Annotated in this window: 21 protein-coding genes and 1 pseudogene; 18 read left to right on the top strand and 4 right to left on the bottom strand. The window is 36.3% G+C overall.

From position 1 onward, the window contains the following. Nucleotides 1–246 precede the first annotated feature (246 nt). A complete protein-coding gene (locus PWU04_RS03975; protein ID WP_274474518.1) occupies nucleotides 247–633 on the bottom strand; it encodes a hypothetical protein in 387 nt (128 codons plus the stop codon). Nucleotides 634–883: 250 nt separating this feature from the next. Here PWU04_RS03975 and PWU04_RS03970 point away from each other — a divergent pair, with 250 nt between their 5' ends. The 17 genes from PWU04_RS03970 (at nucleotide 884) to PWU04_RS03890 (ending at nucleotide 14,141) form a co-directional block, all read left to right on the top strand. Next, nucleotides 884–2,107: a ligand-binding sensor domain-containing protein gene (locus tag PWU04_RS03970; RefSeq protein WP_274474517.1), complete on the top strand. Its 1,224-nt coding sequence runs from the start codon at nucleotides 884–886 to the stop codon at nucleotides 2,105–2,107. A 62-nt stretch (nucleotides 2,108–2,169) separates the two neighbouring features. Further along, a complete protein-coding gene (locus PWU04_RS03965; RefSeq protein ID WP_274474516.1) occupies nucleotides 2,170–2,721 on the top strand; it encodes a DUF4256 domain-containing protein in 552 nt (183 codons plus the stop codon). A gap of 156 nt (nucleotides 2,722–2,877) precedes the next feature. Further along, nucleotides 2,878–3,612, top strand: coding sequence for a YqjF family protein (locus PWU04_RS03960; protein WP_274474515.1), 735 nt, complete (start codon nucleotides 2,878–2,880; stop codon nucleotides 3,610–3,612). 367 nt (nucleotides 3,613–3,979) lie between these two features. Continuing rightward, entirely contained in the window at nucleotides 3,980–4,465 is a 486-nt protein-coding gene (locus PWU04_RS03955; protein WP_274474514.1) for a MarR family winged helix-turn-helix transcriptional regulator, read from the top strand. 12 nt (nucleotides 4,466–4,477) lie between these two features. Continuing rightward, nucleotides 4,478–5,230: a hypothetical protein gene (locus PWU04_RS03950; RefSeq protein ID WP_274474513.1), complete on the top strand. Its 753-nt coding sequence runs from the start codon at nucleotides 4,478–4,480 to the stop codon at nucleotides 5,228–5,230. Between the two features lie 14 nt (nucleotides 5,231–5,244). Beyond that, entirely contained in the window at nucleotides 5,245–5,634 is a 390-nt protein-coding gene (locus PWU04_RS03945; protein ID WP_274474512.1) for a RidA family protein, read from the top strand. Nucleotides 5,635–5,918: 284 nt separating this feature from the next. Then, nucleotides 5,919–6,584 carry a hypothetical protein gene (locus tag PWU04_RS03940; RefSeq protein WP_274474511.1) on the top strand — a complete coding sequence of 222 codons (666 nt, stop codon included), beginning with the start codon at nucleotides 5,919–5,921 and terminating at the stop codon, nucleotides 6,582–6,584. 112 nt (nucleotides 6,585–6,696) lie between these two features. Next, entirely contained in the window at nucleotides 6,697–6,987 is a 291-nt protein-coding gene (locus tag PWU04_RS03935; protein WP_274474510.1) for a hypothetical protein, read from the top strand. 22 nt (nucleotides 6,988–7,009) lie between these two features. Then, nucleotides 7,010–7,396: an SRPBCC family protein gene (locus tag PWU04_RS03930; protein WP_319946475.1), complete on the top strand. Its 387-nt coding sequence runs from the start codon at nucleotides 7,010–7,012 to the stop codon at nucleotides 7,394–7,396. A gap of 265 nt (nucleotides 7,397–7,661) precedes the next feature. Beyond that, on the top strand, nucleotides 7,662–8,054 hold the full coding sequence (locus tag PWU04_RS03925; protein WP_274474509.1) for a DUF1398 domain-containing protein: 393 nt from the start codon (nucleotides 7,662–7,664) through the stop codon (nucleotides 8,052–8,054). 53 nt (nucleotides 8,055–8,107) lie between these two features. After that, entirely contained in the window at nucleotides 8,108–8,659 is a 552-nt protein-coding gene (locus PWU04_RS03920; protein ID WP_274474508.1) for a GNAT family N-acetyltransferase, read from the top strand. A gap of 169 nt (nucleotides 8,660–8,828) precedes the next feature. Next, nucleotides 8,829–9,905 carry an efflux RND transporter periplasmic adaptor subunit gene (locus PWU04_RS03915; RefSeq protein ID WP_274474507.1) on the top strand — a complete coding sequence of 359 codons (1,077 nt, stop codon included), beginning with the start codon at nucleotides 8,829–8,831 and terminating at the stop codon, nucleotides 9,903–9,905. Further along, complete coding sequence (locus PWU04_RS03910) at nucleotides 9,902–11,164, top strand: ABC transporter permease (protein WP_274474506.1); 1,263 nt, start codon at nucleotides 9,902–9,904, stop codon at nucleotides 11,162–11,164. The genes PWU04_RS03915 and PWU04_RS03910 overlap by 4 nt, the downstream gene beginning before the upstream one ends. Nucleotides 11,165–11,173: 9 nt before the next feature. Then, a complete protein-coding gene (locus tag PWU04_RS03905) occupies nucleotides 11,174–11,848 on the top strand; it encodes an ABC transporter ATP-binding protein (protein WP_274474505.1) in 675 nt (224 codons plus the stop codon). A gap of 65 nt (nucleotides 11,849–11,913) precedes the next feature. Beyond that, on the top strand, nucleotides 11,914–12,861 hold the full coding sequence (locus PWU04_RS03900) for a L,D-transpeptidase (protein ID WP_274474504.1): 948 nt from the start codon (nucleotides 11,914–11,916) through the stop codon (nucleotides 12,859–12,861). Further along, nucleotides 12,858–13,505, top strand: coding sequence for a dienelactone hydrolase family protein (locus PWU04_RS03895; protein WP_274474503.1), 648 nt, complete (start codon nucleotides 12,858–12,860; stop codon nucleotides 13,503–13,505). Before PWU04_RS03900 ends, PWU04_RS03895 begins: the two co-directional genes overlap by 4 nt. A 6-nt stretch (nucleotides 13,506–13,511) precedes the next feature. After that, nucleotides 13,512–14,141 carry a phosphoribosyltransferase gene (locus PWU04_RS03890; RefSeq protein ID WP_274474502.1) on the top strand — a complete coding sequence of 210 codons (630 nt, stop codon included), beginning with the start codon at nucleotides 13,512–13,514 and terminating at the stop codon, nucleotides 14,139–14,141. Here the strand turns inward: PWU04_RS03890 and PWU04_RS03885 are convergent. Next, nucleotides 14,138–14,344: pseudogene (locus PWU04_RS03885) on the bottom strand (dodecin family protein). The gene PWU04_RS03890 and the pseudogene PWU04_RS03885 sit on opposite strands and share 4 nt — an antisense overlap. A gap of 144 nt (nucleotides 14,345–14,488) precedes the next feature. Here PWU04_RS03885 and ppsA point away from each other — a divergent pair. After that, a complete protein-coding gene (gene ppsA / locus PWU04_RS03880) occupies nucleotides 14,489–16,882 on the top strand; it encodes a phosphoenolpyruvate synthase (RefSeq protein ID WP_274474501.1) in 2,394 nt (797 codons plus the stop codon). 40 nt (nucleotides 16,883–16,922) lie between these two features. On the opposite strand, the gene PWU04_RS03875 is transcribed toward ppsA, so the two are convergent. After that, entirely contained in the window at nucleotides 16,923–17,150 is a 228-nt protein-coding gene (locus tag PWU04_RS03875; protein ID WP_274474500.1) for an SHOCT domain-containing protein, read from the bottom strand. 69 nt (nucleotides 17,151–17,219) lie between these two features. Next, nucleotides 17,220–17,975 (bottom strand): SDR family oxidoreductase, encoded by a 756-nt coding sequence (locus tag PWU04_RS03870; RefSeq protein ID WP_274474499.1) that lies wholly within the window; start codon nucleotides 17,973–17,975, stop codon nucleotides 17,220–17,222. Between the last annotated feature and the right edge of the window lie 58 nt (nucleotides 17,976–18,033).

The following is an 18,033-nucleotide window of genomic DNA, read 5'->3' as shown; positions in this document are numbered from 1 at the left end:
GACAAATATATTGTTTTTAAACGGGATTGTTGGAATTCTTGTAAAGCTGTAAATCTTTTAAATAGTATAATCGTTAACTACCTAGAAAACAGTGATAATAAAACACGGCTATCTAGAACTTCTTGTTGTGCATGGTTGGTTTGCACGACTAATACTTCCTTAAATTTACAGTTAAAGGTAAAGCAATAGATGTACTACACAATCAAGCAATAGTCTTAGATAGCCGCTTAATCAACTGATAATAATTCACATATATTTTGAAAGAAAATCAAAAAATCGCTTTTTGAGATCGTTGTATATATGGCGTTGTGTCTCCAAATCCGTTCTTAATTGTTTATGTCTTTCTACATACACTCTATCCATAGCCTCGTGCTGGCTTTCATATTGCTTGGAGATGTTGTGCTCATGAGCATCTATAGCTTCCTTAAACTCTTCTATTTTGTTGTTATGAATGGTAAAGTTATTTTGATATTGTCCTAATTCTGCCAATACCATTTCATCCGTCCAGCGGCTTACCAACTCATCCAGCCGCTTTTGAAATGATTTAATCTCATCTTTCCAAAAATCAATTTCCTTTCTCCAAAGTATATGTTCAAAATGCAAATCTGAATGGGTTATTAAATGAGCCTCCATTTTTTTATTTTTTAGTAGCCTAAAAATACCTCTTAAATAATCATTAAAAAATGATATTTATCATCATAAAAACTCATTTATCAATTGGCATTTTTCTTAGATATTCACGCTGTTAATAAAACAAAAAAATAGCGTTTAACATGAGATAGAGTTATTTATATTAATGGTTGCAAATATCTTTTAGTTCTATAAATTTAACACTACAAAAAAGATTGTGGCTCATAACTCCAAAAAATCTGAAATAATTGATATGAAATCTTATATAAAAACATTCAATAAAAAATCACCTAGAATTCCCTTACACTATGTTGTCTTTTTATCAATAACATCATTATTAACCATATCCTGCAACAACCAAGATAAAAGAAGTGTACTTAAAAAAGAAGCTTTAAAACTGGATACAATACCCCTAAAGGGTTCTAAACCCCAAGAACAAACTTTTAACTTTATAACAGAGCTCCCTGCTCCAATACCCTCAATAGGAGAATTTCACTACAATGGACAACTCTGTTATTGGATCAGGAAAATATTTCAGGATAAAAAAGGTAACCTCTGGTTTGGCACAAATCATTATGGCGCGATACGCTTTGATGGTGATACACTAGAGTATTTTAGTGAAAGGGACGGTTTGGGAGATGGTCGTGTAAATGATATTGCGACAGATAAAGCTGGTAATATATGGATTGCAACATATAAAGGCCTGTGCAAATATTCTGTTCCAGAGAACACTGCTTTAAATTCCAAGCCATTTGTAAACTATTTCGAAAAAGAAGGTTTGATCAACAATGAAGTCTGGAGTATTGAAATAGACAAAAACGGCTTGTTTTGGTTGGGAACTATGGAAGGTGTATTTCAATTTGACGGTAAAAACTTCACACCATTTCCTCTTCCCAAAATATCGGTTAAAGACACCACTTCTGGACTCTCGCCTAAACGTGTAAAATGTATTTACGAAGACAAAAAAGGGAATCTTTGGTTTGGTACAGATGGTGTGGGTTTGTACAAATACCATCCTTCCTCTCAAGAAAACAGCTTTACCCATTTTTCAAAACAAAATGGCTTGCCCGATAATAACATTAACGGAATTTTAGAGGATAAAGAAGGAAACATCTGGATAGCGACCATGTCTGGTGGCATTAGCTTTTACAACGGTAGAACATTTACCAATTTTACTGAAAAAGGTAAAGTTGATGGCATTGAAACGACCGGCCTGTATAGAGATAAAAATGATAACATTTGGTTTGCTGCTGAAAACGTTGGTGTATACAGATACAATGGCAGTGACTTTAACCTTTTTAGCGAAAAAGATGGTCTTGGGTCTAATGGAATTATAAGCATACTTGAGGACAATCAGGGACGATTTTGGCTTGGAGGGTGGAAAGGTCTATTTCGTTACGCTCCTCAAGCCAAAGAGAACGATGAAAAGCCCTTTTTCCCGATCACCAAAAACGGACCTTGGGAAGGAAAACCATAAACAAATACTGTATTTTTTCGATGCATTAATTGGATCTATAACCAAACACATTTACTATTTACATGAATTTATCCCCACAAGAACAAACCGATATACTCAAAATATTAAAAAACCGATTTACAGAGAACATGAATCGTCATAAAGGCTTGGATTGGCATGGAGTTGAAGAAAAACTTAAAGCAAACCCTAACAAATTATGGTCACTTAACGAAATGGAAAAAACGGGTGGAGAACCTGACGTTGTTGATTTCGATAAAGAAACCGGTGAATATATTTTTTATGATTGCTCACAAGAAAGTCCTAAAGGGAGACGAAGCTGCTGCTACGACATAGAAGCCCTAGAATCAAGAAAAAAACACAAACCCGACCACAACGCTCTTGATTTGGCCAAAGCAATAGGTATTGAAATTTTAAATGAAGAGCAATATCGCAAATTACAGACATTTGGGAATTTTGACACCAAAACCTCCAGCTGGATAAAAACACCTGCAGATATCCGAAAACTTGGTGGTGCCCTTTTTTCCGATTTTAGATATAATCACGTTTTTGTATACCACAACGGTGCCGAAAGCTATTACGCTGCCAGGGGATTTCGTGGGGTGTTGAGGATTTAATCGCTACTAAAGTGAGACTGTTGAAACCTTCAAGGACAACTCAATTCATTACATTTCTCACAATTAAATTTATTTAATAAATTGAGCAGATTGACACACAGAAACAAAAATATATTTACGCATTACCCTTTTTTATAGTTTATACCCCTAAAAAATATGAGCTTTCTAATAGCAGAATGGAGAAAACTTGCCATTGCTAATTACATTGTTGACAAAACCGTTCTTAACAAATACGTTCCTGCCGGTACTGAATTAGACTTGTGGGAAGGACATTGTTTTGTGAGTTTAGTAGGATTTATGTTTAAAAACACCAAATTACTAGGAGTAAAAGTACCTTACCATATAAACTTTGAAGAAGTGAATTTAAGGTTTTATGTAAAACGATATGATAAAGGAGAGTGGAAAAGAGGCGTTGTTTTTGTGAAGGAAATTGTTCCAAAACGAGCTTTAACTTTTGTTGCTAACACGGTTTATAACGAAAATTATGAAACCATGCCTATGTCTCATAATTGGAGTAAAACAGAAAGTAAAAGAACAGTTGAATACAAATGGGAAAAGTCAGGAATTGAAAATTTTATTAAAATCCAGTCTAGCACAGACATGTTCGAAATAAATCCCAACAGCGAAACAGAATTTATCACAGAACATTATTGGGGATATGCAAAAGTTAACGAACACAAATCAAATGAATATGAAGTAACGCATCCTAAATGGATGGTCTACCAAGTAGAAAATCATGAAATCAAGGTGGATTTCGGTCTTGTTTATGGCAATGAATTTGAATTTATGAATTCACTAACACCTACTTCTGTAATGCTTGCAGAAGGTTCTGAAATAACAGTAGAGAACAAAAAAACAATAAAAACCGTTACCGAAACCATGCCTTTTTAATCCTGTAAATACTACGCTCCCTCACTAACTAACCTTGCAAAACAACATATAGAAAAATCTATTTATCACCAATAACACCATTTGGGTTGATAACAGGTTATTAATCCAATAAGAAACTAGCCTTCTAAATTAAACTTTAAGTTGTTGATATTTTGGTATGAACTCCTCAAATGTTATTTCCTACAGTAAGGTGTTTTTTAATCTTTTGATGGTATAAACGTATAAAACATTAATGGAACTAAAAGCAATGTTCTTAGTTATATATTAATTACATGCAACCCTAATTTCAAATCAACAAACCATATACTAAGTCAACTACGTAGTTGACTTAGTAATATTTTGTATCTTTATAACACACGATAAAATTATGGCTAGAGATTTTATTAAAGAGCTTGGTTACAAAGCCCTAGATAATAGGTTAAAACGCATTAGTGACAAAATGATTCACGATACTAGAAAATTCTTTAAACAAATAGATATTGATGTTGAACCTAGTTGGCATTTAGTATTCAAACTTTTAAAAAAGAATGAAATACTTACTATGGTCGAGATAGCTGAGGAGTTAGGATATACACATCCATCCACAGTAGCTATGCTTAAAAAGATGACCTCCAAAGGCTATATAGTTTCTGAAAAAGATACTAACGATAAGAGAAAACAAAATATAAAACTAACACAAAAATCCCTCGACCTCATTCCTGAGCTTGAACGAATATGGAACAGTTGTGAGCATGCTATTTATCTAATGCTAAATGAAGATCTTTCAATTATAAATCATCTCGATAACATTGAAGCTTCATTAAAGACAATGCCTTTATATGAGCGCTTTTACAATGAGTACAACAAAACTTAAAAAAGCACAATTATGATTATTATCAAAAAAAATAAAAACGTCACCCCAAAACAGAATGTTTTTGAAATCTCAAGACGAAGAATGATAAAAACCTTAGGGTTAGGTTTAAGTTTTTCTGTTCTTCCTGCTTTTATGTCTTTGTCAATGACAGAAGTACCTTTGAGTGCTTTAGATCCTGGTGAGCGGATAATTCCTGTCAAGGAAAAGGAGTTTATAGATATGCAAAAGTTTATTGAAGACTGTATTGAAGCAAATAAAGAGTCAAACTCTCAAGAAGCAGTTAAGGACGTTTTGAAAAAAGCAGTATCGAACCCAACTGCCATGTTAAAAGCTATTGGCAGACCAACCGAAGCGGGTTTAAAAGTTTTTCTAAGATCAAAAGATCTCACCATTTTTGCTGCATCATGGTCTCCACAAATGAACCTTATGCCACATAATCATAAAATGTGGGCAAATATAGGTATCTACACTGGTCGAGAAGACAACATTTTATGGGAACGCCAAAAGAAAGGATTAGAAGCCAATGACGTCAGGTGTTTATTTGCTGGAGATGTTGCTTCACTTAACACAAATGCAATTCACTCTGTCACAAATCCACTTCAGCGGTTTACTGGTGGTCTCCATATTTATGGAGGTGATTTTTTTGCAACAGAACGAAGCCAATGGGATCCAGAAACTTTAGTAGAAGAGCCTTCCAATGGCGATGTAATACGTGCTATTTTCAAGAAAGCCAATGAACAAATGCTCAAAATAAGAAATGAATAGTTTAAAGCATAAATATGAAAAGAGTATTAATAGCAAGTGGAAGTCCATATGAAGATATAGTAGGGTTTAGTCGTGCCGTACGTGTTGGACCCTATATTACCATTGGTGGAACCGCTCCATTAGATGCCAACGGAAACACCGTAGGCATTGGTGATATAGCTTCGCAAACTAAACAATGTTTGGAAACAATTAAAATAGCTCTAGAAAAAGCTGGGTCAAGTTTAGAAGATGTGGTTAGAACAAGAATGCTATTGACCAACATTGAGGACTGGAATGTTGCAGCCAATATAAGAGCGTCCTATTTTAAGACCATTAAACCTGTAGACACCATTATTCAGGTATCAGGTTTTATTAATCCAGATTGGTTAATAGAAATAGAAGTAGATGCCATTGTGGCAAAATAACTTAGCAAAAAAACTTGGGAACACTATTTATGTAAAATACTCTAGGCCGTACTATTTTCAAAAATTGTAGCTGGTTTTAAGTTTTTCGGTTTGGTGAGTTTCCCCCTAGTCGCCCACATTTGCATTACAAACCAATAGGCTACCAAACTATAAAAACTAACATATTCAATTATTCCCTTGTAAAACTTTAAGCTGTTGATATCTTCCAAAAAACTCCTATAATGTTATTTCCTACAGTAAGGATTTTTTAATAATTTGGTGTGATAAACAGACAATACCTACATATGTTAGGTGCAATAAAACAGAGATCAACAGTGAACAAAAAGGATAAAGATTTAGAGTTAATCATTGCCGATACTGTTGGTTATATGTTGAAAGTTCTGAAAAACAAAAAAAACATTTCAGATGTCCGATTTGAATTTAACTCAATAAAACATGGTAATTTCAATGAGTTCATTCAATTGATAGATTCAGATTTACCAATTTTTGTCGTTGGAGGATTAGGCAAAGAAACAAAGGTTTATGGAGAAGGGAACAGGTTGGAGGAAATTAAGCATCTAAAAAATGAATGCAACTTTGTTCAAATGCTATCATCTGCAAACGCTCTGAAAATATTCTCAAAGGAGTGTTTCATAAAATTTGGAAGTATTCAAGATGATCATATCCCAAACACAGCCTACAAGAAACTGGCAATCTTTGAAATACGGATAAGAGTACATGCAAGTAATCATGGTTTAATAACTGAGGACGATAAATTAGAGTCAATCATTAATAAATTATGTGAAAAACTAGATTTTTCAGAGACATCTATAATGGACATCCACAATGGAAGAAAATACCTGAATAAAGTGAAACACCATAAAAAGAATAATTTCCCATGGCAAGAAAGACTTCCAGAGTTCTTAAAGGCATATGACACACTAACTGAAAAAAAAATTAGATTATTGTAATGCATCTAACAATATGCATACTTTAGCTTGCCTTTTTAAAGTGCTATATTCAAGAACGGTAAACCGAAAATATGCACTGAACCGTTATCACAAAAACAAACATCACAACCATATGTACCAAATCATCGCCCACGTGAGGCCCACAGAACAATCGGAACACTACAGACAGGTAGAAGGCGCCTATGCCGTATTATTTATAAACTACAAAGACATTGATGGGGCCTATGCCCTAGCCCGATATTACATTCAGGATAATGGTTGGGAAGTGCTCGAGCTTGAGGAAGAATACTATCCAATAGAAACCATAGAGGATATGAATTTGGAACACAGAGAGCATTATGAAGACATTATGGAATATGGTTATTCATTAATTTTTAACACCTATGAAAATGCTGAGGAGTAATTGTTCTGATATTGCTATATAAATGCCAACCATCGTCCTCACTACCAAAATTAATGCACCAATAGAACGGGTATTCGATCTCGCCAGAGACATTGACCTCCACAAGGCAACGACTACCGAAACCAAGGAGGAAGCGATAGCTGGCAGAACAAAAGGCTTGATGGAGCTCCATGAAACCGTAACTTGGCGTGCCACACACTTGGGAATTACCCAACAGTTAACCGTAAAAATGGTTGAAATGGAAAAACCCAATCATTTTAGGGATACCATGATTAAAGGAACTTTTAAGTCTATGACGCATTTGCATAGTTTTGAAAAAATTGGTGAGTTTACATTAATGACCGACAGATTTGAATATGCATCTCCCGTTGGATTTTTTAGGACAATTTGCAGATTGGTTGTTTCTTAAAAACTACATGACCAAATTCCTGATCAACAAAAATGAAGGTTTGAAAAAGGTTGCAGAAAGTATTGAACGAAAACTTCTACCAAACATATAAATCCTTAAATAGCAATATAAGCTCTCAAAATCACCGATGGCGAATAAAGCAAAAACATTGTTCTCTAAACATTTTGTTCCATTTTTACTTCACAAAAAAACACTCGAACGGACATATCTCTTTAAAATAAATAACCTGTTTTATTTATCTTTAAGATACTTATAAACAATTAAAATGTTCACGTTAGACCAAATACACCAAGCTTTTGGAAAGGTAAAAGGTGGGGCGGATTTCCCAAAATTGGTTCAGGATTTAAAAAATATAGGTGTTATCTATTATGAAAACGTTGTAACCGATGGGCAAACTACCTATTTTGGAACGAATAACTTTTCTTTACAAGATAAAAGCAAATACCCCATAATAACGGTGAACGACTTAAGTTCTTCAGAGGCATTAAAGCAAGCCTTAAAAATACACCAAGACGGAAAAACCGATTATTTAACCTTTTGCAAAGAGGCAGCTGCAGCTGGTGTGGATAAATGGGTAACCCATATGATCGACATGTCGGTTTGTTATTATGACAAACCAGGTAATTTACTGGTTGAGGAAAAAATTCCCTTGCCGTAAATATTAGACTTAGAATACCCTAGTCTACCATCAATAATTTAAATTTAAAACCGATGACCGACACGACCATTAGGACCAAACGATTATTGTTAAAGAGTGTTACACCAGCCTTGATCCATGAACAGTTCAACACAAAAACCAAGGCAGAAATCATGATTTTTTTTGGGCTTGACGAAACCAGTTACCTGCACTATAAAAGCATGCACGAGGGCACTATGGAAACCTTTCGTATTTCGCAGTTTTTCTTTTTGATTCACGATAAAGAAACCAATCAACCTATTGGTGAATGCGGGTACCATACTTGGAATAAATCGCATTGCAGAGCAGAACTGTTTTACAGTCTCAAGAAGGATTCCTATAAACAAAAAGGACTCATGACAGAAAATTTGGTTGAAGTACTGGACTTTGGGTTTAGTAAAATGAAACTCCACAGAATCGAAGCGTTGGTTGCCAACTGGAACACCCCTTCTATTAAACTTCTTCAACGCTATGGTTTCACCAAGGAAGGCACTATGCGTGAAGATTATGTTGTTGATGGCAAACATGAGGATTCCGATTGTTATTCTTTATTAAAATGGGAATGGGCGAAAATAAACTCAAAATAGGTTTTACTCTACTATTAAGCATCTTACTAAAGCAATCGTTTTTTTTTATATAAATTTAATCTGTTTATTAACTAAGAGATAGTACTGATTACAAACTGGTTGTTATGATAATTATCATTTTTATAGCTGGAAATATATCAGAATTTTAACCCCATAAACACATGGAGGTATGTCCAAATGCTATTTGATTATTTTACTCGTTCTATTTTCATGTAACAAAGATGAAGAGCGTATATATCCCCAAAAAGTACCTCTCACGGAATCCGTGTATTCCTCTGTCACCATACAACCAGACAGCCTTTATGAAATTTATTCGGCAGTAAGCGGCATTCTAGACTTTAATTATTTGGAGGAAGGTGACAATGTTAAAAAGGGAGATAGTATTATACAGGTAATAAACAACACACCAAAACTCAATACAGAAAATGCTAAACTCTCCCTACAGCTTGCCAAGGAGAACTACCAAGGGAGGGCGGCTATTTTAGATGAAATTGAAGATGAAATCCTCGCAGCGCAGCTTAGTTACAAAAATGATTCCATCAACTACTTCAGACAAAAGAACCTATGGAATCAAAAAATAGGTTCTAAAATGGAATTGGACAATAAGCAACTCGCTTACGAACTTTCGTCCAACAAACTTTCCCTACTGAAAAACAAACGTTTTCGGATGGAAAATGAACTGGAAACACAATTAAAACAGGCTCAGAATAATTACAGGACTTCGCTTATTAACACTAAAGATTTTACCATAAAAAGTAAAATTAATGGTAAAGTTTACGCCTTATACAAAAATCCGGGAGAAACGGTTTTAATACAGGAACCTTTAGGAACCGTTGGGAGTGACAAAATATTCATTATAGAAATGCTTATTGACGAAGAGGATATTGTAAAAGTTGCTTTAAACCAAAAAGCACTCATCACCTTAGATGCCTATAAAAGTAAAGTCTTTGAAGCCACAGTTGATAAAATATACCCTAAAAAAGACGAACGATCACAAACCTTTTTGGTAGAAGCTATTTTTGTAGATTCGCCTAAAGTACTATACCCTGGTCTATCTGGCGAAGGTAATATTATTATTGCCACCAAAGAGCAAGCCCTAACCATCCCCAAAACATATATATCCAACAATAAAGTACTTACAGATTCTGGTTGGGTTGAAGTAGTTACCGGTCTGCAAAACCTTGAGCGTATCGAAATATTGGATGGTATAGATGAGACAACAGCACTTGTAAAACCAAAATCATGATTAATTGGAGGGTATTACTCGGTATCGCAAAGACGCACCTGGTCACCAAAATGAAATCGACTGTTACTGCTTCATTGGGGGTTACCTTTGGTATTGGCGCCTATATCACCCTTGTGAGCTTTATGACAGGGCTTAATAAAATGCTCGATGATCTCGTTTTAAACCAAACGCCACATATCCACCTCTACAATGAAATAGAACCTTCGAAAAAACAACCAATATCACTTTATAAGAAATTCAGCGAAGCTTTTAACGTGGTGCATTCAGTCAAGCCTAAACAAAGCCAAAAGAAAATCCATAATGCTCTACCTATCCTTAATTACCTTAAAAACCACAAAAACGTTAATGGCGCAACCCCCCAACTTCGAGCACAGGTATTTTACCTGTCCGGATCCATCGACCTTGGAGGTAACTTAACTGGTGTGGATATTATGGAAGAAGCACGCCTCTCCAATATGGCCAATTACATCATTGAAGGATCTCCAGAAGCCCTTAATAACACAGACAACGGAATTCTTCTGGGAGCTGGTCTTGCCAAAAAAATGTCGTTAAACCTTGGCGATCGGGTTCAGATCAATACGGTAAAAGGAGGGCTTTTTCCTCTAAAGATTGTGGGCATTTATCAAAGTGGTATTGCAGATATAGACAATATTCAAAGCTATGCCAATTTAAAGACCGTGCAGCGGATTATGGGGGAAGCCGAAAACTATGTTACCGATATTAACATCAAACTTTTCGATATAAATCGCGCCACAACCATGGCTCAAGAGCTGGAAAGGCAATTCCAGGTAAAGGCGATAGACATCAATCAAGCCAATGCCCAGTTTGAAACGGGATCTAACATTCGTAATCTCATTACATATGCCGTTTCCATTACCCTTTTAATCGTTGCCGGATTTGGGATTTATAACATCCTAAATATGCTTATTTATGAAAAGATGAAGGATATTGCCATATTAAAAGCCACGGGGTTTTCTGGAACCGATGTTCAAATTATCTTTATGAGTCAGGCTGTAATTATTGGTGTTATAGGTGGTATTTTAGGGCTAGCCATTGGTTTTTTTCTATCCAGAATTATAGATCAGATTCCGTTTAAAACCGAAGCATTACCTACCATAACTACCTACCCTATTAATTACAATCCATGGTACTATGGTATCGCCATCATATTTGCTCTATTATCCACTTTTATTGCCGGTTATTTCCCTTCCCAAAGGGCGAAACGTATAGATCCGGTAACAATTATTCGAGGCACTTAACAAATACTTATGGATTTAGTACTGCGAACAGAACATATTAATAAACACTTTAAAAAGCCAGTGCCTTTTCATGTGCTCCGTGATATTACATTCAAGGTAAAAAAAGGAGAATTTGCTTCGATTATGGGGAAATCCGGGTCAGGAAAATCTACCTTGCTTTACATCCTTTCTACCATGGATACAGATTATGAAGGACAACTCTACCTAAATGAAGAATTGATTACAGGCAAGCACCCAAACGAACTATCAAAAATCAGGAACAAAAATATTGGCTTTGTATTTCAGTTTCATTATTTGCTTTCTGAGTTTACGGTATTGCAAAATGTTATGCTACCCGCTAGAAAACTAGCTGCAAAAACAAATGCAGAAATAGAGCATACCGCTATGGAAAAGTTAAAAATGCTTCACATAGACCATTTGGCACAAAAAACAGCCAATCGCATTTCGGGTGGTGAAAAGCAACGTGTTGCCATTGCCCGTGCCCTAATAAATGATCCTGTAATATTGATGGGTGATGAACCTACTGGGAATTTGGACAGTTACAATTCAGAAAACGTATTAAATATCTTCAAACGGCTTAAAGAGGAACAAGGACTGAGTTTATTAATCGTAACGCACGATATGGATTTTGCCAAACAAACAGATAGAATTATCGATATGGAAGATGGGAGAATAATAAGATAGTTATCACTGATTTTCATCATTTTAAACAATAAGATAAAACACTAACTTTAAAAAAATGATGAGATATGAACACTCATAGCATTTGTCTGCCAATGCTCGTATTACTCTTGATTAGTCTTCTACATTGTTACAGCTTCTCCTTTGAAACAGCTACTTCAGAACAAATCACAATTCAAAAGGTTTCCTATATCGATTCTGTTCCCGAAAAATGGGTTCATGTCGATAAACCTGTCCTAATAGAAAATTATTTTACTTATATAGATTCATTGGTAAACCAATACACCCCTTTAATAAATTATCAGCTTTCTGAGCACATTATTGTAAGGGCTAACCCATCTATCATCACCACTCTAGCCAATACCGATTACTACAGAATGATGGCAAAAGATTCGTTTGTATACAATCAACGAAAAATGGTTATTCTCAAACCAAACGATTCCATTTTAATTCCGAATGCCTTACTCTCGAAAAAGATTGTTGATACTTTCGAAAAAACACTAATAGATATCAACATACCGGAATTCAAATTACGTATTTATGAAGGTGATAGTCTTATCTATACATTCCCTATACGTGTGGGCAAGAACACAGAGAAATATCTGGCTATGAACGATAAGTTAACCAGCTTACAGACCAAAACCGGCACGGGAACTATTGTCCGCCATGTGAGAAACCCCGATTTCTATAACCCTGTTGATGACAGACGCTATTATTACACTAAAAGGGATGATGGAAAAACCACATTAATGCCACAAATTCCATGGATTGAAACCGAACTGAACGGCGAGCGCTACGGACAGATGATTCACCCTACAACCAACCCCAACACCCTTGAAAAGGCATACTCTAATGGCTGCATTGGTGTTAAAGAAGCTGATGCATGGATAATATATTATTACGCTCCTATTGGAACTAAAATACAGATTAGGTACGACTTAAATATTAAGGGCGACAAAGGACAACCAATAAAATTGGAAGACATTTATCAAAAAGACAAACAAACTAAAGAATGAAAACGTTCTTATCAAACGAGATAAATATTCCAATAGAAGGTCGATTTCTAAAAGGAATTCTATCGCTTCCAGACATGGCCCGAGGCATGGTTATTTTTTCTCATGGCAGTGGAAGCAGCCGATTAAGCCCTAGAAATACCTTTGTGGCTAATGCGTTAAACAATAACAACTTTGCAACATTGCTTTTCGATCTTTTAACTGAAGAAGAGGATACCGTTTATGAGAATAGATTTAACATTAACCTCCTTACCGAAAGACTCATTAAGGTAACCCAATGGATACAAAACCAAGACTTCTCGACTAGCTTGCCCATTGGATATTTCGGTGCTAGTACCGGAGCGGCATGTGCCTTGCGTGCTGCAGCAGGGCTGGGTAGTAAAATTAGAGCTGTTATTTCCCGTGGTGGTCGACCAGATTTGTCTGGAGATGAAGAATTAGCCCTAGTTACAGCTCCCACACTGCTAATCGTTGGAGGATGGGACGAGGTGGTAATTGCACTAAACCGAAAGGCGTTAGAAAAGATGAACAATATAAAAAAACTATTAATAGTACCCATGGCTACTCATTTGTTTGTTGAACTGGGCAAATTAGAACAGGTTACCAATTTGTCTGTAGCCTGGTTCAGAGAGTATTTAACAAAATAGAGAATTATGTTTAAAAATAGAGATGAAGCAGGTATGTTACTGGCAGATCGATTAAGCGCTTTCAAAGATGCCAACGCTGTGGTTTTGGCAATACCGCGAGGAGGACTCCCCATAGGGGCAATTATAGCTAAACAACTCAATCTTCCTTTGGAAGTTGTGCTCACAAAAAAAATAGGACATCCCTATAACCGAGAATATGCTATTGGTGCCGTAAGTCTAAATAGCCTCGTTTTAGGTGAAAGTGCTACAGATATTCCAGAAAGATATATACAAAAGGAAGCCTACCGCATTCGAGAAACCCTAAAAAAAAGACAGAAGGAATACTATCGCGCTAGAACGCCAATAAAAATAAAGGACAAAATTGCAATTGTTGTAGACGACGGTATCGCTACAGGCAACACGATCTTGGCAACCATAGCCCTAATAGCAAAAGAAGAGCCAAAACAGATTATTATAGCCATTCCAGTATCTTCTGTCCAAGCAATAAAAAAACTCAACAATTCTCCTTCCATCCATTCAATTATCTGTTTGGAAGTTCCTTCAGATTTTCATGCTGTGGGAAACTATTACGAAGATTTCTCCCCTGTAACAGATGTCGAAGCCATAAACATATTAAAGTACCAAAGCATTACCTAAATCGATTGTAATGATTTTTGATGAATACCAAAGCTTACCTTAGTATTCAGCCTATACTCAACAATTTTATCGTTCTCTACTCTAGCCTGTAGATCCTTAACATAAACAAATTATATGTCCTTTACAGTTTTAAATACCTCATCAACGACTTGTTGAGCAGCATCCTCCCAACTTTTGGTGGAATTGCCCGAAATTTCTATCACTTTAAAATTTACACATTTTAATACTGCATTGATTAACTCCTATAAGACAAACTGAAATACAATATCTTATAAATGATATACATCATTTTACATCCAACAAATCATTATTACATTAGGATGAGGCAAAATTTCGGATAAAATACTATGGAAGCACTTATTAAGACGTTCAGTGAGATTGGAATAAGAGATATTCAAACTGTAGGAGGAAAAAATGCATCCTTGGGCGAACTCTACAACGAATTAACCGAAGAAGGCATTACCGTTCCAGATGGTTTTGCAACCACAGCTTATGCTTTTAGGATGTTCCTAAAAGAAAATAACCTAACAAAAAAGCTGAAAAGCATACTTAAAGAACTTGATAAAAACTCCTACTCCAACCTAAATGACGTAGGCAATAAGGCTAGAAACCTTATTATGGGCGGACAGTTTTCGGATGCTTTTTCGAAGGTTTTAGTGGATACCTACGCTAAGGTAAGAGGCAAGGATTCTATTGAGGTTGCCGTGCGCAGCAGTGCCACTGCAGAGGATTTGCCCGATGCCAGTTTCGCTGGGCTTCACGATACGTATTTAAATGTTAAGGGAAATGAAAGTCTGCTGCAAGCCGTAAAAAAATGCTTTGCATCCCTTTATACCGATAGGGCTATCAAATATCGAGAGGATAAAGGTTTTAAGCATGAATTGGTTGCCCTTTCTGTAGGAATTCAAAAAATGGTACGTGCCGACAAAGCCTGTTCGGGAGTTGGATTTACCATTGACCCTGAGTCTGGTTTTAACAATGTCGTGCTCCTTTCCGGTGTTTGGGGATTAGGGGAAAACATGGTTCAGGGCACGGTTAACCCCGATGAATTTTATGTTTTTAAACCAACACTTGAGCAAGGGTTTTATGCTATTATTCAGAAAAAAATGGGCAGTAAGGAGAAAACCTTGATCTATGCCACATCGAACGAACAAGCTGCCACAATAAATATCAATACACCAAAAGACAAACAACAGGAGTTTGTACTATCAGATAATGAAGTTCATCAATTATCAAAATGGGCTATTTTAATTGAAAACCATTATGGCAAACCCATGGACATAGAATGGGCAAAAGATGGCTTAACCCAACAACTTTACATCATTCAGGCACGCCCTGAAACCATTCACAAAGAACAAACTAAAACATTTCATACCACATACAAATTAGCAGAAAAAGGCAAACCAATCACTCAAGGAAGTGCCATTGGCCATAAAATAGTTACAGGGATAGCAAAACGACTCTATTCTCCTAAAGAGGGCGACAAACTAAATCCAGGCGATATTATCGTCACCGATTCCATTACCCCAGATTGGGATCCACTACTGAAAAAAGTAAATGCCATAATCACCAATAAAGGAGGCAGAACAAGCCACGCCGCTATTGTGGCAAGGGAATTGGGCGTACCTGCCATTGTTGGCTGTAGTGATGCAACAGAAGTTCTTACCGATTTTCAGAATATTACTGTATCCTGCGCTGACGGTAGTACCGGTCATGTTTACGATGGGAGTTTAAAGTTTGAAACTCAACAAATTGATTTTGCCAAAATAAAAATGCCCAAAACAAAAGCTATGCTCATTCTTGCCGATCCCGACAAAGCCTTTGAACTCTCGTTTTTCCCAAATGACGGTGTTGGATTATTGCGCATGGAATTCATTATCACCCATCTTATTAAGATTCATCCTATGGCGCTTGTAGCATTTAACACCCTAAAAGATGAAGCTACAAAAGCTTATATAGAGAAGCTCACCCGATTCTATGAGCGTAAAGAAGATTATTTTATAGATAGACTATCACAAGGCATCGCCACTATTGCCGCTGCTTTTTACCCCAAAGATGTTATTGTTAGGCTGAGTGACTTTAAAACTAATGAATATGCCAACCTCATTGGAGGATATCAATTTGAGCCTAGTGAAGATAACCCGATGCTGGGATTTAGAGGAGCATCACGATATTACAACAACTCCTATAAAGAAGGGTTTGCCCTAGAGTGTGAAGCCATTAAAAAGGTTAGAAATGATATGGGCTTTATCAATTTAAAGGTGATGGTACCATTTTGCAGAACGCTTGATGAAGGACGCAAGGTAGTCGACATGATGAAGCAAAATGGATTAATTCAGGGAGTCAATAAACTTGAAATCTATTCTATGGTAGAAATACCCAGTAACGTTATCCTTGCTGAAGAATTTGCGAAAATATTCGATGGTTTTTCAATTGGATCGAACGACCTTACACAACTTACTCTAGGTGTGGACAGGGATTCTGAATTGATGTCGGGACTTTTTAATGAAAACGATGCCGCTGCCAAAAAAATGATTTCCCTTGCCATAGAAAAAGCCAATACTTCGCATACAAGAATTGGGCTCTGCGGTCAGGCTCCCAGCGATTTCCCTGAATTTACCTCTTTTTTGGTAGAATCGAGTATAGATAGTATTTCATTCAATCCCGATGCTTTAATTAAAGGCATAGAAAACATCAATAATGCGGAAACTTTACTATCAGAAAAAACAAAATCAAAATAAAAGCTGTAAATACACTGTCCTATAGTATATAGCTACTAACTTAGCCATCCTTGTCAAGTGCTTTTTTGGCTTCTTCGTATTCAACTTTAGTAATTTCACCTCTGGACAATCTTTTCTTGAGGTCATGCAATGGTGATTTATTCATTTTATCGATATGCTTTCCCATTATTAATTTATAGACTATCCAACTGGCATAAATAAAAATAGCACACCAAAATAATAGCCAAAACCAATTCATGACCCAGTTATCCCAATTCATATCATGCATGGCTAGCTATTTTTATGACTATTATTTCACTTGACCTTCAAGCTTATTCCATTACTATAAATATACGACTTATTGGGATATCCAACCTCCATCTACGGCCATGGCATTGCCCGTAATAAACGAAGCTGCATCCGAACATAAAAAACAAACGGCTTCGGCTACCTCTTCAGGTAATCCCATACGGCCTATGGGCTCCATATCTACAAACTGTTTTTCTACCGTTTTTTCCTTACCCGTAAAGCGATCTATCATAGGGGTTTTAATCACTCCAGGGCAAACTGCATTGACCCGAATACCTTCTTTAGCATATTCTAAAGCTGTTGTTTTAGTCAACCCCACAATCGCGTGTTTTGATGCTACATAAGCCGGTAGGCCCTGAAATCCAACTAATCCGGCTACAGATGAGTTGTTTACAATAGAACCCTTATGCTGTTTTAATAGCAAAGGGATTTCATATTTCATACAAAGCCATACTCCCCTTAGGTTAATGTTTATGGTGCGATCCCAGTTTTCAACCGTACAATCGGCTGTGATGGCTTGCTCACCTTCTACTCCTGCATTGTTAAAAGCATAGTCCAAACGCCCAAAGGTTTTCCATACTGTTTCCACCATGTTCCTCACATCATCTTCTTTAGACACATCGCATTTGATAAAGATAGTATCGCCACCAGCTTCATTTATAATACTGAGGGTTTCATCATCCTCAATCCAGTCCACAATAGCCACCTTTGCGCCCTTGTTTGCAAAAGCAATAGCCGTAGCTCTTCCAATTCCAAAACTACCTCCGGTAACCAGAGCCACTTTGTCTTTAAATTGATCTTTCATGTCTGTAAATATTTTCACTAATAATGACCAATAAGATACGGACAATAAAAAAATCATA

The sequence above is a fragment of the Mangrovimonas aestuarii genome (genome assembly GCF_028767185.1).
Classification (GTDB): Bacteria; Bacteroidota; Bacteroidia; order Flavobacteriales; family Flavobacteriaceae; genus Mangrovimonas_B; species Mangrovimonas_B aestuarii.
Note: the sequence above shows the minus strand (reverse complement) of the source record. Positions and strands in the feature narration are given on the sequence as shown.

Bases quoted from the DNA above. Each gene is read 5' to 3' on its own strand.
- PWU04_RS03975 (WP_274474518.1), bottom strand. From the start codon at position 633: ATGGAGGCTCATTTAATAACCCATTCAGATTTGCATTTTGAACATATA.
- PWU04_RS03970 (WP_274474517.1), top strand. From the start codon at position 884: ATGAAATCTTATATAAAAACATTCAATAAAAAATCACCTAGAATTCCC.
- PWU04_RS03965 (WP_274474516.1), top strand. From the start codon at position 2,170: ATGAATTTATCCCCACAAGAACAAACCGATATACTCAAAATATTAAAA.
- PWU04_RS03960 (WP_274474515.1), top strand. From the start codon at position 2,878: ATGAGCTTTCTAATAGCAGAATGGAGAAAACTTGCCATTGCTAATTAC.
- PWU04_RS03955 (WP_274474514.1), top strand. From the start codon at position 3,980: ATGGCTAGAGATTTTATTAAAGAGCTTGGTTACAAAGCCCTAGATAAT.
- PWU04_RS03950 (WP_274474513.1), top strand. From the start codon at position 4,478: ATGATTATTATCAAAAAAAATAAAAACGTCACCCCAAAACAGAATGTT.
- PWU04_RS03945 (WP_274474512.1), top strand. From the start codon at position 5,245: ATGAAAAGAGTATTAATAGCAAGTGGAAGTCCATATGAAGATATAGTA.
- PWU04_RS03940 (WP_274474511.1), top strand. From the start codon at position 5,919: ATGTTAGGTGCAATAAAACAGAGATCAACAGTGAACAAAAAGGATAAA.
- PWU04_RS03935 (WP_274474510.1), top strand. From the start codon at position 6,697: ATGTACCAAATCATCGCCCACGTGAGGCCCACAGAACAATCGGAACAC.
- PWU04_RS03930 (WP_319946475.1), top strand. From the start codon at position 7,010: ATGCCAACCATCGTCCTCACTACCAAAATTAATGCACCAATAGAACGG.
- PWU04_RS03925 (WP_274474509.1), top strand. From the start codon at position 7,662: ATGTTCACGTTAGACCAAATACACCAAGCTTTTGGAAAGGTAAAAGGT.
- PWU04_RS03920 (WP_274474508.1), top strand. From the start codon at position 8,108: ATGACCGACACGACCATTAGGACCAAACGATTATTGTTAAAGAGTGTT.
- PWU04_RS03915 (WP_274474507.1), top strand. From the start codon at position 8,829: ATGTCCAAATGCTATTTGATTATTTTACTCGTTCTATTTTCATGTAAC.
- PWU04_RS03910 (WP_274474506.1), top strand. From the start codon at position 9,902: ATGATTAATTGGAGGGTATTACTCGGTATCGCAAAGACGCACCTGGTC.
- PWU04_RS03905 (WP_274474505.1), top strand. From the start codon at position 11,174: ATGGATTTAGTACTGCGAACAGAACATATTAATAAACACTTTAAAAAG.
- PWU04_RS03900 (WP_274474504.1), top strand. From the start codon at position 11,914: ATGAACACTCATAGCATTTGTCTGCCAATGCTCGTATTACTCTTGATT.
- PWU04_RS03895 (WP_274474503.1), top strand. From the start codon at position 12,858: ATGAAAACGTTCTTATCAAACGAGATAAATATTCCAATAGAAGGTCGA.
- PWU04_RS03890 (WP_274474502.1), top strand. From the start codon at position 13,512: ATGTTTAAAAATAGAGATGAAGCAGGTATGTTACTGGCAGATCGATTA.
- ppsA (WP_274474501.1), top strand. From the start codon at position 14,489: ATGGAAGCACTTATTAAGACGTTCAGTGAGATTGGAATAAGAGATATT.
- PWU04_RS03875 (WP_274474500.1), bottom strand. From the start codon at position 17,150: ATGCATGATATGAATTGGGATAACTGGGTCATGAATTGGTTTTGGCTA.
- PWU04_RS03870 (WP_274474499.1), bottom strand. From the start codon at position 17,975: ATGAAAGATCAATTTAAAGACAAAGTGGCTCTGGTTACCGGAGGTAGT.